This window comes from Streptomyces sp. NBC_00178 (assembly GCF_036206005.1).
Taxonomy (GTDB): Bacteria; Actinomycetota; Actinomycetes; order Streptomycetales; family Streptomycetaceae; genus Streptomyces.
The window spans coordinates 4055126-4078658 of sequence record NZ_CP108143.1; the positions used below are offsets into that span (position 1 = coordinate 4055126).

29 protein-coding genes are annotated in these 23533 nt (G+C 72.0%); 17 read left to right on the forward strand and 12 right to left on the reverse strand.

All coding sequences use genetic code 11. The annotated features are described in order from the left end of the window. Positions 1 to 95 precede the first annotated feature (95 nt). The 6 genes from OHT61_RS17590 (at position 96) to ygfZ (ending at position 4947) form a co-directional block, all read left to right on the forward strand. Complete coding sequence (locus OHT61_RS17590; protein WP_329039539.1) at positions 96 to 869, forward strand: hypothetical protein; 774 nt, start codon at positions 96 to 98, stop codon at positions 867 to 869. After that, positions 866 to 1690, forward strand: a complete 825-nt coding sequence (locus OHT61_RS17595) for a hypothetical protein (RefSeq protein WP_443049467.1) — start codon at positions 866 to 868, stop codon at positions 1688 to 1690. The genes OHT61_RS17590 and OHT61_RS17595 overlap by 4 nt, the downstream gene beginning before the upstream one ends. Beyond that, a complete protein-coding gene (locus OHT61_RS17600; RefSeq protein WP_329039541.1) occupies positions 1687 to 2598 on the forward strand; it encodes a hypothetical protein in 912 nt (303 codons plus the stop codon). Before OHT61_RS17595 ends, OHT61_RS17600 begins: the two co-directional genes overlap by 4 nt. A 253-nt stretch (positions 2599 to 2851) precedes the next feature. Next, positions 2852 to 3424 carry an FABP family protein gene (locus OHT61_RS17605; RefSeq protein WP_329039543.1) on the forward strand — a complete coding sequence of 191 codons (573 nt, stop codon included), beginning with the start codon at positions 2852 to 2854 and terminating at the stop codon, positions 3422 to 3424. 65 nt (positions 3425 to 3489) lie between these two features. Beyond that, on the forward strand, positions 3490 to 3951 hold the full coding sequence (locus OHT61_RS17610; RefSeq protein WP_329039545.1) for a Fur family transcriptional regulator: 462 nt from the start codon (positions 3490 to 3492) through the stop codon (positions 3949 to 3951). 30 nt (positions 3952 to 3981) lie between these two features. Next, entirely contained in the window at positions 3982 to 4947 is a 966-nt protein-coding gene (gene ygfZ, locus OHT61_RS17615; protein ID WP_329039547.1) for a CAF17-like 4Fe-4S cluster assembly/insertion protein YgfZ, read from the forward strand. A 39-nt stretch (positions 4948 to 4986) separates the two neighbouring features. Here ygfZ and dtd read toward each other — a convergent pair whose 3' ends face one another. Beyond that, the gene (gene dtd, locus OHT61_RS17620; RefSeq protein ID WP_329039548.1) at positions 4987 to 5436 is read right to left on the reverse strand and encodes a D-aminoacyl-tRNA deacylase; all 450 of its coding nucleotides are present in this window, start codon (positions 5434 to 5436) and stop codon (positions 4987 to 4989) included. Positions 5437 to 5551: 115 nt separating this feature from the next. Between dtd and OHT61_RS17625 the strand changes: the two genes are divergently transcribed. The 3 genes from OHT61_RS17625 to OHT61_RS17635 all read left to right on the forward strand — a co-directional run bounded on the left by OHT61_RS17625 (position 5552) and on the right by OHT61_RS17635 (position 8584). Next, a complete protein-coding gene (locus tag OHT61_RS17625; protein ID WP_329039549.1) occupies positions 5552 to 6220 on the forward strand; it encodes an RsiG family protein in 669 nt (222 codons plus the stop codon). Between the two features lie 53 nt (positions 6221 to 6273). Then, a complete protein-coding gene (locus OHT61_RS17630; protein WP_329039551.1) occupies positions 6274 to 7251 on the forward strand; it encodes an asparaginase in 978 nt (325 codons plus the stop codon). A 79-nt stretch (positions 7252 to 7330) separates the two neighbouring features. Next, entirely contained in the window at positions 7331 to 8584 is a 1254-nt protein-coding gene (locus OHT61_RS17635; RefSeq protein ID WP_329039553.1) for a GNAT family N-acetyltransferase, read from the forward strand. Positions 8585 to 8609: 25 nt separating this feature from the next. On the opposite strand, the gene OHT61_RS17640 is transcribed toward OHT61_RS17635, so the two are convergent. From OHT61_RS17640 to OHT61_RS17655, 4 genes are all read right to left on the reverse strand, one after another. Then, on the reverse strand, positions 8610 to 8885 hold the full coding sequence (locus OHT61_RS17640) for a DUF6510 family protein (RefSeq protein ID WP_327116238.1): 276 nt from the start codon (positions 8883 to 8885) through the stop codon (positions 8610 to 8612). A 61-nt stretch (positions 8886 to 8946) separates the two neighbouring features. Next, complete coding sequence (locus OHT61_RS17645; RefSeq protein ID WP_329039556.1) at positions 8947 to 9651, reverse strand: ferredoxin reductase; 705 nt, start codon at positions 9649 to 9651, stop codon at positions 8947 to 8949. Positions 9652 to 9654: 3 nt separating this feature from the next. Continuing rightward, on the reverse strand, positions 9655 to 10254 hold the full coding sequence (locus tag OHT61_RS17650) for a molybdopterin-dependent oxidoreductase (RefSeq protein WP_329039558.1): 600 nt from the start codon (positions 10252 to 10254) through the stop codon (positions 9655 to 9657). Between the two features lie 354 nt (positions 10255 to 10608). Then, a complete protein-coding gene (locus tag OHT61_RS17655) occupies positions 10609 to 10773 on the reverse strand; it encodes a hypothetical protein (protein WP_329039559.1) in 165 nt (54 codons plus the stop codon). Positions 10774 to 11033: 260 nt separating this feature from the next. Here OHT61_RS17655 and OHT61_RS17660 point away from each other — a divergent pair, with 260 nt between their 5' ends. The 4 genes from OHT61_RS17660 to OHT61_RS17675 all read left to right on the forward strand — a co-directional run bounded on the left by OHT61_RS17660 (position 11034) and on the right by OHT61_RS17675 (position 14784). Then, positions 11034 to 11963 (forward strand): GntR family transcriptional regulator, encoded by a 930-nt coding sequence (locus OHT61_RS17660; protein WP_329039560.1) that lies wholly within the window; start codon positions 11034 to 11036, stop codon positions 11961 to 11963. 51 nt (positions 11964 to 12014) lie between these two features. Beyond that, positions 12015 to 12794 carry an HAD family hydrolase gene (locus OHT61_RS17665; protein ID WP_329039562.1) on the forward strand — a complete coding sequence of 260 codons (780 nt, stop codon included), beginning with the start codon at positions 12015 to 12017 and terminating at the stop codon, positions 12792 to 12794. A gap of 69 nt (positions 12795 to 12863) precedes the next feature. After that, complete coding sequence (locus OHT61_RS17670; protein WP_329039564.1) at positions 12864 to 13964, forward strand: phosphotransferase; 1101 nt, start codon at positions 12864 to 12866, stop codon at positions 13962 to 13964. A gap of 187 nt (positions 13965 to 14151) precedes the next feature. After that, positions 14152 to 14784, forward strand: coding sequence for a TetR/AcrR family transcriptional regulator (locus tag OHT61_RS17675; RefSeq protein WP_329039565.1), 633 nt, complete (start codon positions 14152 to 14154; stop codon positions 14782 to 14784). 26 nt (positions 14785 to 14810) lie between these two features. Here the strand turns inward: OHT61_RS17675 and OHT61_RS17680 are convergent, their stop codons facing one another. From OHT61_RS17680 to OHT61_RS17695, 4 genes are all read right to left on the reverse strand, one after another. Further along, on the reverse strand, positions 14811 to 15158 hold the full coding sequence (locus OHT61_RS17680) for a deoxyxylulose-5-phosphate synthase (RefSeq protein ID WP_329039567.1): 348 nt from the start codon (positions 15156 to 15158) through the stop codon (positions 14811 to 14813). Between the two features lie 138 nt (positions 15159 to 15296). Continuing rightward, the gene (locus OHT61_RS17685; RefSeq protein WP_329039568.1) at positions 15297 to 15641 is read right to left on the reverse strand and encodes a hypothetical protein; all 345 of its coding nucleotides are present in this window, start codon (positions 15639 to 15641) and stop codon (positions 15297 to 15299) included. Positions 15642 to 15737: 96 nt separating this feature from the next. After that, on the reverse strand, positions 15738 to 16106 hold the full coding sequence (locus OHT61_RS17690) for a hypothetical protein (RefSeq protein WP_329039570.1): 369 nt from the start codon (positions 16104 to 16106) through the stop codon (positions 15738 to 15740). Continuing rightward, positions 16106 to 16699: a DinB family protein gene (locus OHT61_RS17695; RefSeq protein ID WP_329039572.1), complete on the reverse strand. Its 594-nt coding sequence runs from the start codon at positions 16697 to 16699 to the stop codon at positions 16106 to 16108. Before OHT61_RS17695 ends, OHT61_RS17690 begins: the two co-directional genes overlap by 1 nt. 156 nt (positions 16700 to 16855) lie before the next feature. Here OHT61_RS17695 and OHT61_RS17700 point away from each other — a divergent pair, with 156 nt between their 5' ends. Beyond that, on the forward strand, positions 16856 to 17398 hold the full coding sequence (locus OHT61_RS17700; protein WP_329039574.1) for an HAD domain-containing protein: 543 nt from the start codon (positions 16856 to 16858) through the stop codon (positions 17396 to 17398). 710 nt (positions 17399 to 18108) lie between these two features. On the opposite strand, the gene OHT61_RS17705 is transcribed toward OHT61_RS17700, so the two are convergent. Beyond that, positions 18109 to 18630 (reverse strand): hypothetical protein, encoded by a 522-nt coding sequence (locus tag OHT61_RS17705; protein WP_329039576.1) that lies wholly within the window; start codon positions 18628 to 18630, stop codon positions 18109 to 18111. 193 nt (positions 18631 to 18823) lie between these two features. Between OHT61_RS17705 and OHT61_RS17710 the strand changes: the two genes are divergently transcribed. The 3 genes from OHT61_RS17710 to OHT61_RS17720 all read left to right on the forward strand — a co-directional run bounded on the left by OHT61_RS17710 (position 18824) and on the right by OHT61_RS17720 (position 20601). After that, positions 18824 to 19327, forward strand: a complete 504-nt coding sequence (locus OHT61_RS17710; protein WP_329039577.1) for a helix-turn-helix domain-containing protein — start codon at positions 18824 to 18826, stop codon at positions 19325 to 19327. A 27-nt stretch (positions 19328 to 19354) separates the two neighbouring features. After that, entirely contained in the window at positions 19355 to 20029 is a 675-nt protein-coding gene (locus tag OHT61_RS17715) for a hypothetical protein (RefSeq protein WP_329039578.1), read from the forward strand. Between the two features lie 236 nt (positions 20030 to 20265). Continuing rightward, the gene (locus tag OHT61_RS17720) at positions 20266 to 20601 is read left to right on the forward strand and encodes a DUF2516 family protein (protein ID WP_329039580.1); all 336 of its coding nucleotides are present in this window, start codon (positions 20266 to 20268) and stop codon (positions 20599 to 20601) included. Here OHT61_RS17720 and OHT61_RS17725 read toward each other — a convergent pair. Both OHT61_RS17725 and OHT61_RS17730 read right to left on the reverse strand, forming a co-directional pair. After that, on the reverse strand, positions 20583 to 21920 hold the full coding sequence (locus OHT61_RS17725) for a PP2C family protein-serine/threonine phosphatase (RefSeq protein WP_329039582.1): 1338 nt from the start codon (positions 21918 to 21920) through the stop codon (positions 20583 to 20585). The genes OHT61_RS17720 and OHT61_RS17725 overlap by 19 nt on opposite strands. A gap of 360 nt (positions 21921 to 22280) precedes the next feature. Continuing rightward, entirely contained in the window at positions 22281 to 23348 is a 1068-nt protein-coding gene (locus OHT61_RS17730; protein ID WP_329039583.1) for a C40 family peptidase, read from the reverse strand. Between the last annotated feature and the right edge of the window lie 185 nt (positions 23349 to 23533).

Genomic DNA, 23533 nt, shown 5'->3' on the forward strand with positions numbered 1-23533 from the left:
ACCTCCCCGGTGATCTGTGGGTCAGCTGTGTGTGCGGGTAACGGAACCTGCGCCTCAGGTCTCATGGGGGGACCCTTTTGGAACAGAACGACACCATGGACGACACGCCGGCCGGCCCGCCGGCCGTCGTGGTGCACCCGCGCCGGCGCGGCCGCACGGCCCTGCTGATCGGCGCGGCCGCCCTGCTCGGCGTCTCCGTCGGCACGGCCGTGGGCTACGGCATCCAGGCCGAGCGGCCGCCGACGCGGCTGCCCGCGCTGTCGCAGGCGGAACTCGCCTACCCGGCGAAGGCACTTCCGGTGGACAAAGCCCCGGCGCCGCTGCCGGCCTCGCAGGACCGCCAGGTGCGGACGGGCGGTGATCTGCGTGAGCTGGTCATGAAGCGGCCGGCCGGCTGGAGCGACGACGAGGACGCGGGCTCGCTGGACGACGGCTGGATGAGCGTGGACGGTTACGCGCGCGAGTTCGACGAACCGGACTCCCACCTCGAATACCTCCTGGAGTCCGACATCCGCCGGGTCGCGGGCGCCGCCTGGAAGAAGGGCGCCTACCGCCAGGCCGACGTGCGGCTCGTCCAGTTCCGCTCCGGTGCGATCGCCGAGGCGTCGTCGTACGCCGACGGCCAGCGCTCGTACATGCCCTGGACGAAGGACGGCGCGGGCAACGAGGGGGATCCGGTCAAGGGCAGCGGCAGCGGTCGCTACTACCTGTACCCCGTCGAGCGGAAGGCCGGTTACATGCCGTCCTACCGGGCCAGGGCCGTCATGCACCGCGGCGACATCATGGTCGACATCAACGTGTTCGACACCGAGCCGATCGCCAAGAAGGACATCCGGACGCTGGCCGAGCGACAGCTGGAGCTCCTGTGAACGACGTCATCCCGCCCGCCGCCGACGCGTCCGCGGCCCCCGAGGTGCCCGGGACGCCGCCTGTCGCCCCGGCGCGCCCGGGGAAGGCCCGCCGGATCCTGCTCACCGCGCTTCCGGCGGTCCTCGTGATCGGCGCCGTCGCCGGCGCGGCCGTGTACACGACGATCACGGTCGACGGTGCGGACCGGACCGTGGCGACGGAGGTCTACGACGTCGCCGAGCACCCGCCCGTCAAGGACCCGGCCGACGGCATCGAACGGGGCCGGACCGACACCGAGCTCAGCAAGCTGCTGCTGCCCGTCCCCGCCGACTACCGGCTGGGACCCGACGCCGAGGAGCTCGGCAACGACGGCGAGGTCGGCGGCAAGGAGGCCGTCGCCGCGATGAAGCAGTCCAACCGGGGGCTCGCCGGCAAGCAGCGCCGGGAGTTCGACAAGCGGGTGGACAAGCTCCGCGTGCAGGGCCTCGCCGCCCGTTCGTACGTGTCGGACACCAACGACCTGGTCGTGACCACCCAGATCGTGCGGATGAAGGACAAGAAGGCCATCCGGGATCTCCACACCTTCCGGACGGAGCTGTTCGACGCCGTCGGCGTCTTCCGCGAAGGCCCGAAGATCAAGGGCCATACGCGCAACGCCCGTTGCTTCCTGATGCCCAAGGACGGCAAGAGCGGGATCGAGAACATGCTCTGCTCGGCGTACGACGGTGAGCTGGGCATCACCCTCTCGGCGGCCGGCGTCAAGCCCTTCGACAAGGGGGCCGTCGCCGAGCTGCTGAAGGACCAGCTGGATCACATCACGTCCCCGGGGGAGTACGTATGACCGAGAAGACGGCGGAACAGACCGGCGAGGCCGCCCTCGTCGCGGAACTCCCCCCGCCGCCCCCGCCCCCCATGCCGCAGGACCCGCCGAGGGAACCCGGGCACGGCGATCTCCCGCAGACCCCGCCCCGGCCGCCGCGCCGGGCGCTGCGGGCGGTCGCCCGGTGGACGGCGGCGGTGCTGGTCCTCGGTGGTCTCGGTGCCGGCACGGTCGCGGGCATCACCTCGATGTCGCGCACCGACGTACCCGGACTCGCCACCGAGGACGACGGGCGCTGGGACTACCCCCGGCTGACCCTGCCCGCCCTGCCGGCCGGTGCGCCCCGCCCCTTCGGCGACGCCAACGAGGCGGAGGTCCACCACGCCGACCTGCGGCGCCTCCTGCTGCCGGCCCCGGCCGGGGCGAAGGTGGATGCCAAGGCCGACGGCTGGGTCACCACCGCGCAGTACGTCTCCGAGTACCCGAAGGGCGACCGGGCGGCTCTCACCCAGCGGCTGAAGGACTCCGCGCTCCGGCACATAGCGGCCCGCGCCTGGACCATGCCGGACGGGACGTCCTCCCGGGTCTACCTGCTCCAGTTCAACTCGGTGGCGTTCTCCACCGAGTTCCAGGACCAGTTGTTCGGCGACGACCAGCAGATGTTCACGAACAGCGTGTACCCGCAGCCGCTCGCCGGGATCACGGACATCGCCAACGACGACGACTGGCCGGCGACGGGCGGGGTGGAGTACACCACCCCCCGCGTGTACAGCGAGGCGAAGCCGTACGGAGCGGAGCAGGTGCGGCACGCCTACGTGCTGGCCGGGGACACCGTCGCCCTCGTCGTCCACGCGCGGAAGGGCGCGGCGGGCACGGAGGCGGTCCCCTTCCATCAGACGCTGATCCTGCAGAACCAGCTGCTGGGCTGACCGCGCCCGGGGAAACCCCCGGCCGCCGTGCCGGGCCCCCACCCATTAGGCTGGGGGCCCGGACGCGTACTGCCGTCGTGTCGTTCGTTTCGAGGAGCTCCCGTGCTTGAGGCTTTCTTCTCCGCCCTGCTGGTCCTGGTCTGCGTCGGCGTTCTCGCCTTCGCGGCGGTGACCGTGAAGAAGCTGTACCAGGGCCAGCGCTGACCCTCGCCGAACTCCTTCCGTACACCCTCACAGATCGTCTGAGCCGCTCATGATCGAGATTCCGTCCGACCTCCACCCGGACCTCGTGCCGCTGGCCTTCCTCCTCGGGAACTGGGCGGGCGCGGGCGTGTCCGACTTCCCCGGTGCCGAGAAGTGCAACTTCGGGCAGGAGGTCACGTTCAGCCACGACGGCCGTGACTTCCTGGAGTACGTCTCGCACTCCTGGGTGCTGGACGCCGAGGGCAACCAGGTCAAGCCGCTGGAGACCGAGTCCGGCTACTGGCGCGTCGACAAGGACCGCAACGTCGAGATCGTCATGGTCCGCGACCAGGGCGTCGTCGAGGTCTGGTACGGCGAGCTCGCGAAGCAGAAGCCGCAGATCGACGTGGTCACCGACGCGGTGGCCCGCACCGCGGCCTCCGGCCCGTACAGCGGCGGCAAGCGGCTCTACGGCTACGTGAACAGCGACCTGATGTGGGTCGGCGAGAAGGCCACCCCCGACGTGGAGATGCGGCCGTACATGTCCGCGCACCTGAAGAAGGTCGTCACCCCGGAGGAGGTCGCCGAGATGGCCAGGGGCCTCGGGGACCTGCCGGACGACGGCATCGCCTTCTTCAAGTAGCCGGTCCCGGGCCCCGTTCCGGAAGGATCCGTGGGCCCGTGCCCGAGCAGCCCTACACTGGGGCTGTGGTGAGCACCGACTGGAAGACGGACCTTCGGCAGCGCGGCTACCGGCTGACGCCTCAGCGACAGCTTGTCCTGGAGGCGGTCGACACGCTGGAGCACGCGACGCCCGACGACATCCTCGGCGAGGTGCGCAGGACCGCGGCCGGGGTGAACATCTCCACCGTCTACCGGACCCTGGAGCTCCTGGAGGAGCTGGGTCTGGTCAGCCACGCCCACCTGGGCCACGGCGCCCCGACGTACCACCTGGCCGACCGCCACCACCACATCCACCTGGTCTGCCGGGACTGCACGGACGTCATCGAGGCCGATGTCGGCGTCGTGGAGGACTTCACCGCCAAGCTGCGGGACACGTTCGGCTTCGAGACCGACATGAAGCACTTCGCGATCTTCGGCCGCTGCGCCGCCTGCACGGCGAAGGCGGCCCAGGACCGTCCGCCGCGGGACACCGGCGGCGAGCGGTAGTCCGGTCCGTACGAGTCGTACGCTGGTCGCATGAAGAGCCCCCTGCTGTCCCTGCCCGGCGCCGTCCCCGCCGAGGGGCGTGACGAAGGCGTCGCCGCGCACTACGGCGATCTGTTCCGTGAGCAACGCGCACTCGCCGACGGCAGCGGTCTCGTCGACCTCTCACACCGTGGCGTGGTCACGGTCACGGGCGACGACCGGCTGGCCTGGCTGCACCTGCTGCTCACCCAGCACGTCAGCGACCTCGCGCCCCACCAGGCCACCGAGTCCCTGATCCTCTCCGCGAACGGGCACATCGAGCACGCCCTCTACCTCGTCGACGACGGCACGACCGTGTGGATGCACGTCGAGCCGGGGACCCAGGGCGACCTGATCGCGTACCTGGACTCGATGAAGTTCTTCTACCGGGTGGAGGTCGCCGACCGGACCGAGGACGTCGCCGTCGTCCACCTGCCGGCCGGTTCCATCGCCGAGGCCCCGGACGCCGCCGCCGTGCGCGAGACCGCGTACGGCCGCGACCTGTTCCTGCCCCGGACCGGTCTGGAGGCGTTCGCACAGGCCCACGGCCCGGCCGTGGGCATCCTGGCGTACGAGGCGCTGCGGATCGAGGCGCACCGGCCCCGCGTGGGCTTCGAGACCGACCACCGGACCATCCCGCACGAGCTGGGCTGGATCGGCACCGCGGTGCACCTCCAGAAGGGCTGCTACCGGGGCCAGGAGACGGTCGCCCGCGTCCACAACCTGGGGAAGCCGCCGCGCCGCCTCGTCTTCCTGCACCTGGACGGCAGTGAGGTCCACCTGCCGGGGCACGGCACGCCGGTCCGGCTCGCGGCCGACGGCGAGGAGGGCCGCCAGCTCGGTTTCATCACGACGTCCGCCCGCCACCACGAACTGGGGCCGATCGCCCTGGCGCTGGTGAAGCGGAACGTCGCCGTGGACGCGGAACTGATCGCGGGTGACACCGCGGCCGCACAGGAGACGGTCGTCGAGCCGTAGAAGTCCTACGCGCGGCCGTCCAGCCGGAGCGGCCGCGCGCTACACCTCGACCAGCACGGTGAACGGGCCGTGATTCGTGAGCGTGACGCGCATGTCCGCTCCGAACCGGCCCGTCTCCACCCGGGCGCCGAGTGCCCGCAGTTGCGTCACCACCTCGTCGACCAGCGGTTCGGCGACCTCGCCGGGTGCGGCGGCGTTCCACGTGGGCCTGCGGCCCTTCCTGGCGTCCCCGTAGAGAGTGAACTGCGAAATGACCAAAAGCGGTGCATTCACGTCCGAGCAGGACTTCTCGCCCTCGAGAATCCGCAGGGTCCACAGCTTGCGGGCGAGCTGCGCCGCCTTCTCCGCGGTGTCCCCGTGAGTGACCCCCACCAGCACACACAGTCCTTCGCCGACGATCTCGCCGACCGTCCCGGAACCCGGAGCGCCGTCCGCGCCGCCCGCGACGGCGACGCTCGCGCCGTCCACCCTCTGTATCACTGCACGCATACAGACCAACCTATCTTGGGCTGAACGGGTACAGAGCACCTGCATGAACACCGTGCGTAGTGGCACCATGCACGATGTCGGTGTGCCGACGCACCGGTCGAGGGGACGGAACATCATGACCACACATGGAACCGGGCCATCACCCGGTGCCGTACCAGTGACGTGCACGGCCGGCAGCCTCCGGCCACCGGTCCAGCGGAACGGTGCTCCGACCGGCCTGTCGCCCGTGGCGCCTCCCGCGCGGCTGCCGGGCGCGGTGTCCGTGCCGGGGCAGACGGCGGGGGCGGGACTCGCCTCCGTACGCCCGCAGGAGGAGTTCGGCGGGCTGCGGCTGCCGGATCTGCGCACGCTGCGCCGTGACGCCCAGCGCGACGAGGCGGACCTCAGTTACGTACGCCGTCTGGTCCAGGGACGGATCGACATCCTGCGGGCCGAACTGGCCCGCCGCGCGGGTCCCGAGTCACCCGTCGTGGACCGGCTGTCGGAGATCCTCGCCGACACCCCGTCGGTCCACCGCTCCTCGGCCCGGCACGTCACGCTGACCACGCCGCGGAGCGACGAGTACCGGCAGCTGGCCGCCGACACGCTCGCGGAGGTCGGGCTGTCCGATCTCGACGCCCGTACGGACGAAGAGCTGCTGACCGCCATGGGACGGCTCGTGCGCTACGAGCAGCGCGTCTCCCGGCGGCGTCACCGGCTCCAGCGGACCGTGGACGATTGCAGCGCGGAGATCGCCCGCAGGTACCGTGACGGAGAAGCACAAGTAGAGGACCTGCTCGCCTGAAGCGACCCTTCCGGGGGCGGGTCACGCCCCGCCCCCGGAAGGCCACCAGCCCCATGACCTCCTTCATAGCCCCGTCGCCGTCCTCGTCCCCCGCGCCCCCGGTCCTCGCCGAGGTCGTGCGGTCCGGGTTCACCGAGGGGCACCACCGGGGGTCCCTGGTCGTCCTGGCCGCCGACGGGAGCGTGGAGCTCGCACTCGGCGACCCCGCCGCCCCGGTCTTCCCGCGCTCGTCGAACAAGCCGATGCAGGCCGCCGCGATCCTGCGCGCCGGGCTGGACCTCTCGGGCGAGCGGCTGGCGCTGGCCGCCGCGAGCCACTCGGGCGAGGACTTCCACCTCGGCCTGGTGCGCACGATGCTCGCCGAGCACGGACTGAAGCCGGACGACCTGCAGACCCCGCCCGACCTTCCGCTGGACCCCGTCGAGGCGGAGGCCTACCTGGCGGCGGGCGGCGTGCGTGAACCGCTCACCATGAACTGCTCCGGCAAGCACGCGGCGATGCTCGCGGTCTGCGTACGCAACGGCTGGGACACCGCCACCTACCTCGACCCCGCCCACCCGTTGCAGCGTCTGGTCGGCGAGGTCGTCGCGGAGTCGGCGGGCGAGCCCGTCGCGGCGCTCGGCACGGACGGCTGCGGGGCCCCGCTGATGGCCATCGGGCTGGTGGGGCTGGCCCGGGCCTTCCGCACGTTCGTGCTGGCGGAGCCCGGCTCGGCGGAGCGCAGGGTCGCGGACGCGATGCGCGCCCACCCGGAGTACGTCGCGGGCACCCGGCGTCCGGACACCTGGCTGATGCGTGAGGTCCCGGGCACGCTCTCCAAGATGGGCGCCGAGGCGGTGCAGGCGGTGGCGCTGCCCGACGGCAGGGCGCTGGCCTTCAAGATCGACGACGGTTCCACGCGGGCCCTCGGCCCGGTGCTGGCCCGCGCGCTCGGCCTCCTCGGCGTCGACGCGCCCGTGGTGGACCGCATCGGGAGCGCGCCGCTGCTGGGCGGCGCGGCCCGGGTGGGGGAGATCCGGGCCGCGTTCTGAGCGGCCCCGGCCGCGTGGGGAAGGGAGCCCGCGGAAATGCGGGCGACACGGCGGACGGCATCTGCCTAGCGTGGCGGGCATGAGCCATGATCCGCGTACCGTGACCGCCGCCGAATACCCCGACTGGCTGCGCGCCGTGGGAACCGGATTCCTCCGGGCGCCGTCGGTGCCCGGGGAGGAGGAGGTCGCCTGGCGCCTGGCCCGGACCGATCTCGCGCGCACCCAGGGGGTGTTCGACGCGGGGCGCTGCGTGGCCACCTTCCGATCGTTCGCGCAGGAGCTGACCGTCGTCGGGGGTGCGACGGTGCCGGCGGACGCGATCACGGCGGTCACGGTGACCGCCACGCACCGGCGGCGCGGCCTGCTCAGCCGGATGATGGCCGCGGACCTCGCGGCGGCCAAGGAACGCGGCGACGTGGTCGCCTCACTGATCGCCGCCGAGTACCCGATCTACGGGCGCTACGGATTCGGGCCCGCCGCCTGGGCCGCCGAATGGGAGATCGACGTCCCGCGGGCCGGTTTCGACCCGCGGCGGCGGGTCCCGTCCGCGGCGGACGGCGGCAGCGTCGTGCTGGTCGACGGCGCCGAGGTGCGCGAGCTGGGGCCTGATCTCCACGCGCGGCTCGCGGGCAGGCAACAGGGGCTGGTGTCCCGCGACGAGAGCTGGTGGAAGCGGAACACCGGCATGGACGTGCCCGGGTACGAGACGTGGACGGAGCCGTTCCACGCGGTGTACCGGTCCGCGGACGGCCGGCCCGACGGGGTGTTGACCTATCGCGCCGACGACCGCTGGGGCGACGGGAAGCAGCCCCTCAACAAGGCCACGGTGGCCGGCATGATCGCTGCGACGCCGGCCGCGGAGCGGGCCCTCTGGGAGTTCGTCTGCTCCATCGACTGGATCACCACCGTGCGCTCGGGCCACCGCGCCCCCGACGACCTGCTGCCCCTGTTCCTCCCCGACCCCCGCGCCGCCCGCCTCGTGACGCTGGCCGACTTCCTGTGGCTGCGCGTCCTCGACGTCCCGCGCGCGCTGGAGGCGCGGACGTACGGCTGCGAGGGCGCCCTGGTCCTGGAGGTGCGCGATGCGGCGGGCCTCGCGGGCGGCCGCTTCCTGCTGGAGGGCTCGCCGTCCGGTGCCTCCTGCACGCCCACGACGCGGGAGGCCGACCTCACGCTGGACGTGGCGGAGCTGGGCACCCTGTACCTCGGCGACGAGTCCCCGGTGCGGCTGGCCGCGCTCGGGCGGCTGGACGAGCACCGGGCGGGGGCGGTGCCGACGGCGGACCTGCTGTTCCGGGCGCCGCGACGGGCCTGGTGCCCGGACGTGTTCTGAGCGGCCACCGCCCGGCAGCGCCCGCTCAGAGGCGCGGGAAGCGGAACGCCCCGCCGCCGCTGCCCATCTGCAGCCAGAGGTGGTCCGGCTGCTCGACCAGGCGCAGGGCCACGGCGGCGCACCCCGGGCACCGGCCGGTCAGCCCCGGCTCCGGGCCGTAGACGCGCAGCTGGGCCAGTGAGCCCGTCAGCCCGCAGTCGGGGCAGCGCCGCCAGGCGGCGGTCGGGTCCGTCGTGAAGATCTCCGACAGCGGCCCCGCCAGGGCGTTGCCGTCGCGGTACGAGGGGGATGGCGTGTTCATGCGTGCCTCCGGATCAGGTGGTGACGCGGGGTACGGGCCGGGCGCGCCGGGGGCGGGGGCCTCATCCGAAGCGCTCGGTGCGGATGCGTCCGGGTGCGTGGCCGGCGTCGACGAGCAGCCCCGCGGCGTGCTCCACGAAGCCGGTCGGCCCGCACACGAAGCACAGGGTGGCGGGCCCGTCCGCCGGGGGCGGCGGCAGGTCGTGGGCGCCCACGCGGCCGGGCGGACGGGCCGAGCCGGGCGGAGCCTCACGGGTGTGGACGAGGTGCACGGTGGTTCCCGGGCCCTGGGAGGCGGTGAGCTCCTCGCGGTACCAGACCTGGGCGGGGTCGCGGACCGAGTAGACCAGGTGCATGGGTGCCGAGGAGTGGTCCCGGTGGTCGCGGATCATCGCCATCAGAGGCGCGATACCGCAGCCGCCCGCGACCAGCAGGACGGGATCCTCCTGCTCGGGGCGCCAGACGAACCAGCCGCCGAGCGGCCCCTTGACCTCCACCTCCGCCCCCACGGGCAGGTCCCCGGCGAGGTAGGGGGACACCTCGCCGCCCGCCGCGGCCTGTACGCCCAGTTCGATGCGGGTGCCCCTGCTCGGCGCGGCCAGGGAGTAACTGCGTACAGCCTGGTAGCCGTCGTCCGCGCTGAGGCGGACGTCCACGTGCTGACCGGCGAGGTGGCCGGGCCAGTGGGGGACGTCGAAGCGCAGCGACCGGCCCGTCGTGGTCAGCTCACCGCGTTCGACGAGGCGGGCGTTCCTCCAGGAGCCCATCGCTCAGTCGCTCCACGTGCGCTGCTCGCGCCAGGGGTCGCCGTAGTCGTGGTAGCCGACCGACTCCCAGAAACCGGGCTCGTTCTGGGGGGTGAGGGAGATGCCCTTCACCCACTTGGCGGACTTCCACAGGTAGTGCTTCGGCACCAGCAGCCGCACGGGGCCGCCGTGTTCGGGGGACAGGTCGTACCCGTCGTAGGTGTGCACGAGCCAGGCCTTGCCGTCCGTCAGGTCCTCCAGCGGGAGGTTGGTGGTGTACCCGCCCTCGCTGTGCACCAGCGCGAAGTCCGCGGAGGTCTCCACGTCCTCCAGGAAGGCGTCGAGGGACACCCCGCGCCAGGAGGTGTCGAACTTCGACCACCGCGTCACGCAGTGGATGTCGACGGTCAGGTCCTCCTGGGGGAGCGCCATCATCCGGTCCCAGTTCCAGTAGTGGCGCTGTCCGGTCTCCGTGGTGATGCCGAAGTCCCAGGAGTCCGTGAGCACCTTGGGGGTCGGTCCGGAGGAGAGGACCGGGAAGGACTCGGTGGGGTACTGGCCGGGGGGCAGGCGCCCCTCGAAGCGGTGCGTGCGCCCGTGGAAGCCCGGGGAGATGTTGTCCACGATCTGCTCACCCTCGCGTCTCGCGTCGAAGCCCCCCGCTGCCGGCCAGGCCCCGGGACCGGTCCGGACGACCGGCCCGCCGTATCCGGGAAGCGTCCGTCGGGAACCCGGCGTCCGTCGGGAACCCGTCGGACCGTGGCTCGTGCGCGGTGACACGCCTCCGGCCCGGCCTGCTTCCATCTTCCACTCCTGCGGGGCCCGCGCATCTCGACGCCGTGCCGGGGGTGGCCGGGGCCGGGAGGGCGGGGGCGGGTCGGCAGGCACCTGTCCGCGACGCGCTTCCCGCCCCGGGCGCCGCCCGGGGCGGCCCGCCGGGCGACCCGTGCCGCCGGCCCGACGGCCGGCGGCACGGTGTCAGTCGGTCGGCGCGAACAGCAGGGCCAGGATGAGGGCGCCGGCACAGGCGATGTTGGGGTTGCCGGCCTTGAGGCCGAAGCTCAGCAGGGTGACACCGAAAGTCCCCATGACGCCGTACTTCCACTGGATGATCTGCTCGAGGCCCAAGGTGAACAGGGGCATGGCGCTCACTCCTTCCCGGATGCGGGATCGGCGCGAACGCGCCGCTGAGGGGGGAGGCCGGCCGCTGTGTGCGCGACGCTGCGCAGGAACCTGACAAGTGCCGTACAAGTCCCCCGTGTTGACGTACCGTACGTATGCCCGGTGAGGTAGACATCGCAAACTTGTCTGGTTGTTCGGTTAGTTGTAGGTCTTGTGGATATTCTGAGTGTCGCGCTGTGTCGCATCTCACCGTGCGCGGTGCGGAGTTGTAGGGTTGCAGGGTGACAAGTCATGGATCTGCCCCGCGTGACGCCAAGTTCCAGTACAGGTGGGTCGCCGACGAGCTGCGCAAGGAGATCAACAGCGAGTCCCGGCAGCCGGGCGAGCGCCTGCCCACGCAGGAGGAGCTGGCCACGCGCTTCGGCGTATCGCGGGCGACGGTCAACCAGGCGCTGTCCCTCCTGCGCAAGGAGGAGCTGATCGTGACCCGGCAGGGCAGCGGTTCCTTCGTGGCGTCGGAGGCCGGGGACACCCGCCAGGTACCGAGGCCCGCCGCTCATCCCGAGGGCGACGTGTGGGCCGTCGTCTCCGAACGCGTGCCGCCCGTGCTGCTCAAGCCGTACCTCGTGGAGGCCTTCGAGGCCAACGTCGTCCGGCTCGACGTCTTCTCGATGACGACGGAGTCCCTGGCCGCCCGGGTCGTCGACCAGAAGGACCGGATCGTCGCGGGCGAGATCAGCCCGCCCCGCAGCGTCACCGCCCGCCTGCTCCTCCCGAACGCCGAGTCGACGTCCCTGGCGATCCCCCGCCAGGTGACCGGCGAGGACGACCCGCGGGTGCGCGCCCGGCTCGGCGGCATCCTGCACAGCCACGTGACGATGCTGCGGTCCGCGCTCTACGAACTCCGCCGGCTCAAGCTGGTGGAGGAGGTCGACGTACAGGTGCGCCTCGTGCCCTTCTCGCCGCAGATGAAGCTGTACATCCTGAACAACCGCGTGGTGCTCCAGGGCTTCTACATCCCCGAGGAGGGCACCGCGACCCTGCCGGACGGGGAGGACGTCGCGACGTACGACGCCTACGGCACCGGGGCCACGCTGTATCCCTTCCGGGCCTCGGCCGACTCCACCCCCGAACAGGCCGGAGTGGTACGGGCGGCGCGTAAGTTCTTCGACGCCACGTGGGACAACCTGGCCACGAAGGCGCCCTTCTGACCGTGCCCGGCACGACGACCCGGTGACGGCCCTGGTGAACGGATCGACTGCATGAGCGTTCGGCGCGATGCCACCCCCGACGGTGCCTCGGCGTCCGGCCCCGCCGCCCTGCTCGCGGCGGCGGAATGTGTCCTCTTCGACTTCGACGGCCCGCTGTGCGACCTGTTCGCCACCCGCCCGGCGACCGGGGTGGCGACGCGGCTGGCGGCGGAACTGCGCAGGACCGGCTGCGACCCCGAGGTCGCCGCGTCCGGCGGGGGCGACCCGCTGGCCCTGCTCCAAGCGGTCGGCGCGCACTACGGAGCCGGGGAGAGGACCGAGCACGCCGAGCGCTGCCTCGCCGAGGAGGAGATCGCGGCGGCCACCGGCGCCCCGCCGACGCGGCACGCGCTGGAACTCATCGGAGCCCTGGACGCCGGCGGCTGGAGGCAGGCGGTCACGACGAACAACTCCCCCGGCGCCGTGCTCCGCTTCCTCGACCGGTACGGGTCCGCGGCGCCGGCGGGCGAGCACATCCACGGACGTACGCCGGATCTCGCACTCCTGAAGCCCGATCCGCACTGCCTGGTCCGGGCCCTGGAGTCGACCGGCTGCGCCGACCCGGCGGCCGCCGTCATGATCGGGGATTCCCCCGCGGACTGGTTCGCGGCGAGGGCGGTCGGTGTACCGTTCATTGGCTATGCGGTGAACGCCCGCAAGCGCCGTGCCCTCGAGGAGGCCGGGAGCCGGTGGGCGGTGGGTTCACTGCGGGGCCTGGTGGAAACGGCACGCGGGCGCGTGCCGTCGGGCGCGCCGGGAATGGGACAACTGACGGCCGGCGTACGCGGATAGAGGCGGACGCCCGCAGCGGAAGCCGCTCGGCGGGCGCACCCGGGCCCCTCATGGTCGAAGGAGCGGGCGGTGACGGTCGACACCCCGGTGGACGTGCGCGGAGTTCCGGCGGGCCGCCAGGGCCCGGGCGGTGACGCGACGGTGATCGAAGGGCCGTTCAGAGGCCACTACCGTGAGACGTACGTCTTCGCGCTGCCCGACGGGCCGTTGCGGTGCAAGGTGCACGAACCGCGCTCCGAGCTGTTCAGGTTCGACCGCAGGTGCTTCCTGTCCGAGGACCGGCTGCTGCTGGACCTGCGCGGCCGGGTGAGCCGGATACCGGGAATCCTGGTCCTCGACGAGCACGTCCTCCTCCAGTGGTTCATCGAGGGCCGCACGCTCGGACGCGGCACGGCGGGGGCGCTGTCGGCGCGGCACGCCGCACAGCTGGGCCGCCTCTTCGGCGAACTCGTGGCGCTGGATCCCGCCTCCATCGGCGCGCCGCGGCTCTGCGCCCCGGCGGACCATCCGGGCGACGGTGACTCCGCGGCTTTCCTGGAGAGCCTGATCGACTTCACCGAGCACGAGGTCCACGGCCGGCACGCCGGACGCTTCGGCTCGCTGCTGCGCGAACTCGGGGTGCGGGACGGCGCGCTGGACGGCGTCAGGAGCCGGGCGCGGGGCCTCACGGACCGGCCGTTCACGCTCGTCCACGGTGATCTGCACCGGCTGAACTTCGTCGTGGACGACGCCGGGGACCTGTGGACCATCGACTGGGAGCTGTCCATGGTCGGTGATCCGCTCTACGACCTCGCCACCCATCTCCACCTGATGCGCTACTCCGCCCGGGAGACAGAGCGGACCGCCCTTCTCTGGGCGGCCGCGGTAGGGGGCGTGCGGCCCGAGTGCGCGAAGGGGTGGCGCGAGGACCTGGACGTCCTCCTGGCGTACAAGCGCGCCCAGTCCGTCTACACCGATGTGATCCGCGGCGCCATCGCGCTGGAGCAGCCGGGCGCCGGACCGGCCTGGAGCCGGCTGCCGGTGACCGCCCACCGGGTACGGGAGGTGCTGGAGCGGGCGCGGGAACCCCTCGGTCTGGACGCCGTACCGTCGCTGCGCGAGGTCATGGCCGCCTACACCAGGTGGCTCCGGGGCCGGGAGGCGGCCGGTATCACCGCGGCGGTGACCTGAGCACCGGGCGCCGGGGCGGCGGTGGAGCACGGGCGCGGTGCCGCGGCGCACCCCCTTCTGCGTATGTTGTACGGGCGGGCCGGAGGAGCCCGGCCACGCGTTCGTGCCGGGCGGCGTACGCCCGCCGGGCGGGGCCGGGGCGCGCGCCGGCGTCATACGGAGTCGTGAGCACAGGGGAAGCGGAGTCATGAGCACGGAGCAGCCCGGCCTGCGCGAGCGCAAGAAGCGGCAGACGTACCAGGCCGTCTCGGACGCGGCCATCTCGATGTTCCTGGAGCGCGGCTTCGACAAGGTCTCGGTCGCCGAGGTGGCCGCCGCGGCGGACATCTCGAAGCCGACGCTGTTCCGCTACTTCCCGGCCAAGGAGGACCTGGTCCTGCACCGGTTCGCCGACCACGAGGACGAGCCGGCCCGCGTCGTCTCCGGCCGGCCGTCCGGCACGGCCCCGCTGGACGCCCTGCGCCGCCACCACCTGGACGGCCTGGAGCGCCGCGACCCGGTGACCGGCCTGTGCGACGTCCCCGCGGTGCTGGCCTTCCACCGGCTGCTGTACGGCACCCCGTCGCTCGTCGCCCGCCTGTACGGCTACCAGAGCCGGTCCGAGGACGCGCTCGCCCGTGCGCTGGACCCCGCGGCCCCGGTCGCGGCGAGGCTCGCGGCGGGCCAGATCATCGCCGTCCTGCGGATCCTGGCCGAGGAGAACTGGCGTCGGATCGACGCGGGGGAGAGCGCCGGGCAGGTCTACGACGACGCGGTGGCGGCAGCCGGGGCCGCCTTCGCCCAGCTGGCGGACGGCCTCGACGGAGCCGCGCCCCGCTGAGCCGAACGGCCGCGCGCGGGCGTACGTCAGTGGGGCAGTTCCGCCCTGACCAGGGCGCGTGCGAACGGTTCCCCGGTGGCCTCGGCGTACGCCATCCGCTCCTTCACCTCGCGCAGGGTGCGCGGCCGGTAGCCGGGGCCGCCGCAACAGCTCTTGTGGAAGCGGACGCCCGCGTGGAGCAGCACCGAGAGCGTGCGCCAGGCTGCGGTGTCCCGTCGGCGCGGTGCGGCGAACGCCGACCCGACGTGGATCAGCGCCCCCGCGCACCGCGGGCACACGTGCCGGCGCAGGCCCTTCTCGTGGTGCGCCTCGTAGCGACGCTTGTACGAGGCGCGGCACGGCAGGCACACGTACGAGGTGTTGGCATGGGACATGAGGCCAGGGTAGGGACGCGTGGGCGTCACTTCGACCGGATTTCCGGGTGCCGTCACCGGCGCGAGTACGGACGCCCGGGGCCGACGCCTTGGCGCCGGGGCGCCCTGCCCCGGTACGCGGTCGAGGCCGCGCGGGCCCTATGCGTCCCCGGGGCGGCGCATGCGCCAGGGACGCCCGAGGCGGCGGCGGAACCCCGGCCGCACCCGTCGCGGGCGTCGCCACGTCGGGTGCACGCCGTCACGCCCGCTCTCCCACGGGCGGTCGGGGGAGAGAAGCGGTGCCCTGCGGTCGGCCTGCGCCCGGATCTCGTGGTGGGCGTCGTGCGCGGTGACGCGGAACGCCTCGTCATAGGCGGCCATGGCGGCGGTGACGGCCGCCCCGGCGGTACCGCGCCGCCGGACGTGGGAGGCCAGCCACGTGAAGAAGCCCGCGACGACGGCGAGCGCGCCGAGGAGGACCAGGAGCGGCAGGAGGTCACTCATACCGCCGACGCTACGTGAACGGACGCGCGTTGTTCAGGGCCGGTCCGGTCAGGGCCGGTCCGGTCAGGGCCGCCGGGGGTCGGGCCGGCCGGGGGTTCAGACGGCCGTCTCGCACAGCAGATCGCCGTCCTCGCCGTACATCTCAAGGCTGAAGCGCGGTCCGAATTCGGCGAGGAGCGTGGCGAGGGCGTCGAACATGGCGGGATCGACGAGGCCGTCCAGCAGGGTCGCGGGGCCCTCGATCGGGTCGAGGTCGATGCGGCACCAGCTCGTCTCGACCTCGTATCCGTACCAGGAGGACTTGCGTGACCGCCATCCGGCGCTGACGAAGGCGGCGGCCACGGAGGGGGTGCTGGGCGGCGCGTGCAGGACGCCGCAGACGGTCTTCCCCGCCTCCGCCCATTCCGGAGCCAGACCCGGGCCGGTGGTCGAGAGGTCCAGGTCAGCCGCCTGCCGGCCCGCCACTACGCCCGGCCCTCGGCTTCCCGGGCGGCGCGTTCCAGGCGGTCGCGGTGCTTCTCCCAGTAGTCGGGGCCGCCCGGCGGCATGCTGCCGTTGGTCTCGCCCATCCCGACCGACCCGTCGAGGAGTTCGCGGACGATGTCGGCGTGCCCGGCGTGCCGGTGCGTATCCGCGATCACCCGGATCGCGGCATGATGCACCGTCACTTCCGCGCGATGGTCCGGCCACCACGGAACCCTGCCGACCGTGTCCAGGGCGAGCGCCCCGATCGTCGCGTCGGAGTGCGCCCACGCCCGGTGGTAGAGCGCCACGATCTGCGCCCGCGACTCGTCGGGGGTGGCCCACATGTCCGCGTTGGGCTCGGCGTCCGGCTCCACCCAGGGCAGCGCCTCACCGGACGGGCGCCCGAAGGTGTCTCCCAGATAGCCCAGTTCGATGCTCGCCGTGTGTTTGACCAGCCCCAGGAGGTTCGTCCCGGTGGGCGTCAGCGGGCGGCGGACGTCGTACTCCGAGAGGCCGTCGAGCTTCCAGAGCAGCGCGTCGCGTGCCGACTGCAGGTAGCGGCGGAGGTCGGCCTTGGCATCCGGTGAGGTCATGGCGTCCAGTCTGCCGCCCGGGCGATCTCCGGTCGTGGGAATTCTCCGCCGTCCCGCCCGCGCGACCGGGACGAGCGCCGCTGCGTCAGGCCGGCCGTTCCCCCGGGCGGCCATCACAGTAGGGGCGATCCGGCCGGGGGCGGCTACCGTGCACGCGTGACCGGTCCGCATCAGCGCCCTCTGCTCTTCCTCGACGTCGACGGCCCCCTCATCCCGTTCGGGGCGACGCCGCAGCAGCTCCCGCAGGGCTACCCGACGTATCGACCCGCCTCCGGCGGACCGTCGTCGGGAGCGGGCAATCCGCTGGTCGCCCGGATCGATCCGGCGTTCGGGCCCAAACTGGCGGCGCTGGGCTGCGAGCTGGTGTGGGCGACGACGTGGCTGGACAGCGCCAACGAGTGCGTCGCGCCGTGGCTCGGGCTGCCGGCCCTCGCGGTGGTGGAGTGGCCGGAGGACCCTGAGGACCTGGTGCGTGGTCTCCACTGGAAGACGGCTCCCATCGTCGACCGGGCGGCGGGGCGCCCCTTCGTATGGGTGGACGACGAGATCTCCGCCACCGACCGGGCGTGGGTGGCCGGCCGCCACCCGGGCAGGGCGCTGCTCCAGCGCATCGACCCCCGCATCGGCCTCACGGACGCGGACTTCGCGGCGATCCGGGCGTGGCTGCGTACGGGGGAGGGGGGCGCCGTGCCGATGTGACCGACACAGGGCATCCTCGGCCACAGGTGTCCTGCTCGGATGGCGAACATCCTGCTCAGCCACAGTGAGCCGGGGCAGGACAGCGGGAGCCGGCGTGGTGTGGTGACCTGAAGGTTCTGACCTTGCGGGACACGTTTGTTGGCACCGTCGGGTCACGCTTCTTGCAACTTGCGGTGGATTGCCCTTCGTGCCGGAACCAGTTCCGAGCGGTCCCGGGATAGCGGCGTCCGTGCCCGCACTCCTGCCGACCTCTCCTGGCGCACCGCCGGATCCGCAGCTGACCTTGAGGTCCTCCGGGGACTGCTAACGATCGACGTCGACGGGAAATCCACGCATCTGCAGCCGGGCCTTCAGGAACTCCATCTCCGACAACGTCCCCACCAGACCATGGTGGGTCAGTTCCCCGGCCAGCTCACGAGCCCGTGACAAGGAGGCCGCCGAAATCTCTCGAAAGACTCTCAACGCTGGAACGAGACCGGGAACCGAACCGACCAGCCGCAGCCTGACGGACCCATGCGCTGAGAGGAGAGCCTCCCGCACATCATCAGGTGCTGGTCCCGGACCAGCGTGTTCGCACAGGTATGTGCCGCAAGACTCGCAAGTGAACTCCGAGTCCCACCACAACTCATCGTGGAGGATGAACTGGTTCACCTGTCGCACCGCCATGCTGCCGCACTCGCACGGCGACGCGATCTTCGCGGTCTGACCAGTCACGCGGGCTCACCGACGTTCCACTCCCGCGGCAGGTCCTCGCCGCAGAAGACGCATACGAAGTCCTTCTCCCGCACGATGTTGAGCTCCCGGCAGGAGGGGCATCGGCGAAAGACCACCTCGTGCGTGAATCCGGGCGGCCGATGGATCCCGATCCGATCCAGAGCCTCGGATACGGCGGGCCATGAGCTGACGTCCGGGCAGTAGCCGGTCGACTGGTTGCTGACCTCCTCGACCGCCCACCGCCCGGACTCCTTGCGGAAGCTCATCTCACCGGCGCTCAGAACCTCTCCGCCGCCGGCACACACCACGTGCTCGCTGCGGCGCGGAGCCAGTCGCAGCACCCCGCCACCATCGACGACGAACGTGAACGGCTCGGCCAACTCGGCCATGGTCAGCGCCGGGATCCACTCGTCCAAGTCTGCCGCCGAGTGGATGCTCCGACCCTCACTCCCCGTCCGGACGAGCTCCTTCAGCTCAGCCGGACCCACATACCGATACCTCTGCCCCCGTGTCTCCACGCACACCAACCTAATGGCTCACACAGCCAGGGCCTGGGGGATTACCGTTCGGCGGCTACGGGCGACTGTTGACAGAAAACCCTGCGAAGTGACATCTACGGCTGCGAGTCACACGGGCCCGGCCCCGCATGAGGTGGAACACTTTTGCAAGCAGGCGCTTGCAAAAGTTAGCAAGGGTCGGCAGTATCGAGGCATGGCATCACTCAACGTCGGCAATCTCGGCGAGTACCTGCGTGAGCAGCGGCGTACCGCGCAGCTCTCCCTGCGGCAGCTCGCCGACGCCGCCGGAGTGTCCAATCCGTATCTCAGCCAGATCGAGCGAGGTCTGCGCAAGCCGAGTGCCGAGGTGCTTCAGCAGGTCGCCAAGGCCCTGCGGATCTCGGCCGAGACGCTGTACGTGCGGGCCGGGATCCTCGACGAGCGGGAGCGGGAGGAGCTGGAGACGCGAGCGGTCATATTGGCCGATCCGTCGATCAACGAGCGGCAGAAGAACGTACTTCTGCAGATCTACGACTCCTTCCGCCGCGAGAACGGATTCGATGTCGCGTCCGACACCGACGCCGGGAACCACGGTGCCGCCGCCGCGGAGAGCAGAATCGACGCGGAGAGCGGTGCCGGCGACACGGACGGCGCCGGTACGGACGACCGCGGCCCCCGCACGGCCGGCGGCAGTGATGCAGACCCACCCCTCAACTGACTTCGATGATCCGGGAGGACCACAGTCATGGCCATCACCGATGACCTGCGCAAGACCCTCACCGACCCGACCCCCCTCTACTTCGCCGCCGGCACGGCCGATCTCGCCGTGGAGCAGGCGCGTAAGGTCCCGGCCCTGATCGACCAGCTGCGGGCCGAGGCGCCCGAGCGGATCGAGGCCGTGCGCAACACCGACCCCAAGGCTGTCCAGGAGCGGGTCACCACGCAGGCCAGGGAGGCCCAGGCCACTGTCAGCGCGAAGGTGAGCGAGGTCTTCGGGTCGCTGGACACCGACCTGAAGAAGTGGGGCGAGAGCGCCCAGGACCTGGCTCTGCGCAGCGTGGGTGTGGCCGCCGAGTACGCGGTCCGTGCCCGTGAGACGTACGAGAAGGTCGCCGAGCGCGGTGAGCTCACCGTGCGCACCTGGCGCGGCGAGACGGCCGACGAGATCGTGGAGATCGCCGCCGTCGTCGAGGCCGAGCCGAAGGCCGTGCCGAAGCAGAAGTCCGAGACCGCCGTGAAGACGACGCCGGTGAGGGCGACGCCCGTCAAGCCCGCGCCCGCGAAGCCGGTGGCTCCCGCCGCGAAGAAGCCCGCGCCGAAGGCCACCGAGTCGAAGGCCGCACCCGCCGCGTCCGCGAAGAAGCCCGCGCCCGTGCGCAAGCCCGCGGCCAAGAAGGCCACCCCGCCGTCCGCGAAGTAGCAGAAGCGGTTCCCCGGGCTGCCGGCGGACGGCCTGCCGGCAGGCGGGCCGCTGGACGGACCCGGTCCCGGCAGAGCGGGTGGCCGGGAGAACGGGTAGCCGAGAGGGAACGGCAGAGCGGGTTGCCGGGAGAACGGGCCGGGCACCTTTGAGGGTGCCCGGGTCGTTGTCCCGGTACCTTGACGTCCCGGTACCTTGGCCGCGAGGGCTCATCCATTGATTAGGCGGTGCTCACCGTGTTGCTCGAAGCATTCGGCTCGATCCTCCAGATGCTGTACCTGGCCATGCTCGTCCTGGCCGTGGTCGCGCTGGTCTTCGCTCTGACGGCGCGCGAGGACGCCTACCGCGCCGCGGACAAGCAGAAGAAGTCCTTCTGGCTGATCATCCTCGGGATCACCGTGTTCGTGAACCTGGTCATCCCGATCCTCTTCCTGCAGATCGCGGGCGTGGTCGCGTCCATCGTCTTCATGGTGGACGTGCGGCCGGCGATCAAGGCCGTGTCGGGCGGCGGCGGCCGTCGCGGCGGTTCGAGCAGCGACGGGCCGTACGGTCCCTACAACGGCGGGCGCTGAGCGCCCGCGGGCGAAGCCCTACCGGGGCGGGAGCGCACGGCGCTCCTGCCCCTCCGGCGTATCAGGGCCTCGTCGCGCTCCAGCAGGAGGACCGCGACGTCGTCGGTGAGCTCGCCGCCGTTCAGCTCCTGGACCTGGGTGACAGCGGCCTCCAGCAGCGCCTCGCCGCCGAGGCCCTGGTCGAGACGCCCGTTGATCATCGCGACCATGCCGTCCTGGCCGAGCCGCTGGGTCCTGTCGAGTCCGACGCGGCCCTCGATCAGCCCGTCGGTGTACATCATCAGGCTCCAGGAGCCGCCGAGTTCGACCTGCCGGCGTGGCCATCGGGCGTGCGGCAGAAGGCCGAGCGCGGGGCCGCCGTCCTCGTAGGGCAGCAGGTGGGCGGCCCTGCCCTGGCGGGCGATCAGCGGCGCGGGGTGGCCGGCGATGCACAGTCCGGCGCGGCGGCCGTCGGGGGCGATGTCGACGGTGCACAGCGTCGCGAAGATCTCGTCGCTCTGCCGCTCGTGCTCCAGTACCTGCTGCATCGTGGACAGCAGGGCGTCGCCGCAGAGCCCGGCCAGGGTCAGCGCACGCCAGGCGATGCGCAGTTCGACGCCGAGCGCAGCCTCGTCGGGGCCGTGTCCGCAGACGTCGCCGATCATCGCGTGGACCGTGCCGTCGGGGGTGCGCACCGTGTCGTAGAAGTCGCCGCCGAGCAGGGCGCGGCTGCGGCCGGGACGGTACCGGGCGGCGAAGGAGAGGTCGGAGCCGTCGAGGAGCGGGGTGGGCAGCAGTCCGCGTTCCAGCCGGGCGTTCTCCTGGGCCCGCAGCCGGGACTCGGTCAGCTGGCGCTGCGCGATGTCCGCACGCTTGCGCTCCACGGCGTACCGGATGGCGCGGCTGAGGAGGCGGCTGTCGAGTTCATCGCGGAAGAGGTAGTCCTGGGCACCGACGCGCACGGCCTCGGCGGCCCGCTCCGCGTCGTCCTCCGCGGTGAGGGCGAGGACGGCGTGGCGCGGTGCGATGCGCAGGACGTGCTTGAGCGTGGCCAGCCCGTCGGGCTGGGTTCCGGCGTCCTCGCGTACGCCGGCGGGCAGCGTCGCGGACTGCAGATCCAGGTCGAGCAGGATGCAGTCGACGTCGTCGGTGAGGAGCCGTCCGGCCTCGGTGAGGTTGCGCGCGGTCCGGACGCGGACCCGGGCCCCGGTGGTCGACGACAGCTCGGGGACGGTGAAGGTGCCCGCAGGGTCGTCCTCGATCACCAGCAGGGTGAGGTCGGCGCCGTGAGTGGTCTCCGCAGCGGGAACGGCACGTTGCTGCGGTACGGGTACGGGCATCGGTTCGGGTTTCCTTCCCTCCCCCCGAGGGCGCGGCGGGACGACGATCGACGACCCGCCGACGGGGACGATAGCGGTCCGCGACGGGTGAACGGAATGCCGCAGGGTGATCTTCCCGTGTCATATGCGCGGCCATAAGCCGCGTCCCACCACGGATCAGGCGTGATGGGCGCACATGAAACGGACATGAAGCCATGACGAACATCACGCCTCGCACACACGGTCCGCGCGTGGCCGTCGGGCTGTGATGCGGTGTGGGTCACGCGTCCGCCGGCGCCGGTGGTCTCCCGGGCCGGACGGCTACTCGCCGGATGGCCACGTGTCGGAGGGCCACGTGTCGGAGGGCTGCGTATCGGACGGTTACTTGTCGGGGCGGACCACTCCGAGGATCTGCATCGAGCCGGCGCCCGCGAGCGTGACGTTCCTGCCGGGCCGAGGGGCGTGCACGATCGAGCCGTCGCCGACGTACATCCCGACGTGGCTGGCGTCGCTGTGGTAGATGATCAGGTCGCCCGGGCGCATGTCGTGGATGGGGATGTGGGGCAGGCGGCGCCACTGCTCCTGGGACGTCCGGGGGATCGGCCGCTTCGCCGCCGCCCAGGCCTGCGAGGTCAGCCCCGAGCAGTCGTACGACCCCGGGCCCTCGGCTCCCCAGACGTACGGCTTGCCGATCTGGGCGGTGGCGAAGGCGAGCGCCGCCTTGCCGCTCGCGCTCGCCTCACGGTCGATGTCGTCGAGCGCGCCGGAGGAGAGCCAGGCCGCCTGGGCCGTGGACGCCGCGTCCTTCTCCAGCTGGAGGAGCCTGGCCTGCTCCTCCTTGGCGAGCTGCGACTCGATCTTCTTCGCTTCCGCTATCTGCGCGTCGATGCTCTTCTTGGCCTTGGCCTGCTTGACGCGGCCGGCTTCGAGCTTCTCCCAGTTGAGGTTCGCGTCCTGGGTGTAGGTCTCCAAGTCCTCCTGGGCCTGCTCCAGTTCGGTCAGCATGCCCTTCGTGGCCTGCTGGCCCTGCCGCGCCTGGTTGATGCCGTCCAGGAAGAAGTAGGGGTCGCCGCTGAGCACGAGCTGTGCGCCCGGGGGGAGCCCGCCGCTGCGGTACTGCTCGCGGGCCTGCGCGCCGGCCCGGTCCTTCAGCTCGGCGATCCTCGTCCGGCCCTCGGTGATCGCCTTGGTCAGCCGCACGATCTCGCCGGACTGCTTCTCGGCCTGCTCCTCGGCGAGGTTGTACGCGTCCGTCGCCGCCCCGGCCTTGCGGTAGAGGGTGTCGATCTCCTGCCGCACCTCTTCGAGGGTCTTCCCTCCGGCGGTGGGCGCCGAGGCGGTCGGCGTGGGCTCGGGTACGGGGGCGGCCATGGCCTGGACCGGCGCGGTCAGCAGGGCCAGTGCGCAGACCAGAGTGATCGCGGCAGCGGCACAGTGGCGTCGGTTCACGAGCTCCCCCTCCGGGCGAACGGCAACGAAAGCCATATCGCGTACATCTGACTTACCATCAGTAACTTCTGGGTGACGACGCGATCGTGCCATGTCGCCCCGTGAAGCAACAGAGGTCCGCCGTGCCGGGCCCGTCACATGGGTGACGAACGGTGATCCACCGGGGTTCCCGGATCCGGCCGCCT

Excerpts from the sequence above, each read along its gene's own strand:
- OHT61_RS17600 (WP_329039541.1), top strand. The coding sequence starts at position 1,687 with ATGACCGAGAAGACGGCGGAACAGACCGGCGAGGCCGCCCTCGTCGCG.
- OHT61_RS17675 (WP_329039565.1), top strand. The coding sequence starts at position 14,152 with ATGAGCACGGAGCAGCCCGGCCTGCGCGAGCGCAAGAAGCGGCAGACG.
- OHT61_RS17655 (WP_329039559.1), bottom strand. The coding sequence starts at position 10,773 with ATGCCCCTGTTCACCTTGGGCCTCGAGCAGATCATCCAGTGGAAGTAC.
- OHT61_RS17625 (WP_329039549.1), top strand. The coding sequence starts at position 5,552 with ATGACCACACATGGAACCGGGCCATCACCCGGTGCCGTACCAGTGACG.
- OHT61_RS17635 (WP_329039553.1), top strand. The coding sequence starts at position 7,331 with ATGAGCCATGATCCGCGTACCGTGACCGCCGCCGAATACCCCGACTGG.
- OHT61_RS17630 (WP_329039551.1), top strand. The coding sequence starts at position 6,274 with ATGACCTCCTTCATAGCCCCGTCGCCGTCCTCGTCCCCCGCGCCCCCG.
- OHT61_RS17605 (WP_329039543.1), top strand. The coding sequence starts at position 2,852 with ATGATCGAGATTCCGTCCGACCTCCACCCGGACCTCGTGCCGCTGGCC.
- OHT61_RS17715 (WP_329039578.1), top strand. The coding sequence starts at position 19,355 with ATGGCCATCACCGATGACCTGCGCAAGACCCTCACCGACCCGACCCCC.
- OHT61_RS17725 (WP_329039582.1), bottom strand. The coding sequence starts at position 21,920 with ATGCCCGTACCCGTACCGCAGCAACGTGCCGTTCCCGCTGCGGAGACC.
- OHT61_RS17640 (WP_327116238.1), bottom strand. The coding sequence starts at position 8,885 with ATGAACACGCCATCCCCCTCGTACCGCGACGGCAACGCCCTGGCGGGG.
- OHT61_RS17590 (WP_329039539.1), top strand. The coding sequence starts at position 96 with ATGGACGACACGCCGGCCGGCCCGCCGGCCGTCGTGGTGCACCCGCGC.
- OHT61_RS17695 (WP_329039572.1), bottom strand. The coding sequence starts at position 16,699 with ATGACCTCACCGGATGCCAAGGCCGACCTCCGCCGCTACCTGCAGTCG.
- ygfZ (WP_329039547.1), top strand. The coding sequence starts at position 3,982 with ATGAAGAGCCCCCTGCTGTCCCTGCCCGGCGCCGTCCCCGCCGAGGGG.
- OHT61_RS17710 (WP_329039577.1), top strand. The coding sequence starts at position 18,824 with ATGGCATCACTCAACGTCGGCAATCTCGGCGAGTACCTGCGTGAGCAG.
- OHT61_RS17680 (WP_329039567.1), bottom strand. The coding sequence starts at position 15,158 with ATGTCCCATGCCAACACCTCGTACGTGTGCCTGCCGTGCCGCGCCTCG.
- OHT61_RS17685 (WP_329039568.1), bottom strand. The coding sequence starts at position 15,641 with ATGAGTGACCTCCTGCCGCTCCTGGTCCTCCTCGGCGCGCTCGCCGTC.
- OHT61_RS17645 (WP_329039556.1), bottom strand. The coding sequence starts at position 9,651 with ATGGGCTCCTGGAGGAACGCCCGCCTCGTCGAACGCGGTGAGCTGACC.
- dtd (WP_329039548.1), bottom strand. The coding sequence starts at position 5,436 with ATGCGTGCAGTGATACAGAGGGTGGACGGCGCGAGCGTCGCCGTCGCG.
- OHT61_RS17665 (WP_329039562.1), top strand. The coding sequence starts at position 12,015 with ATGAGCGTTCGGCGCGATGCCACCCCCGACGGTGCCTCGGCGTCCGGC.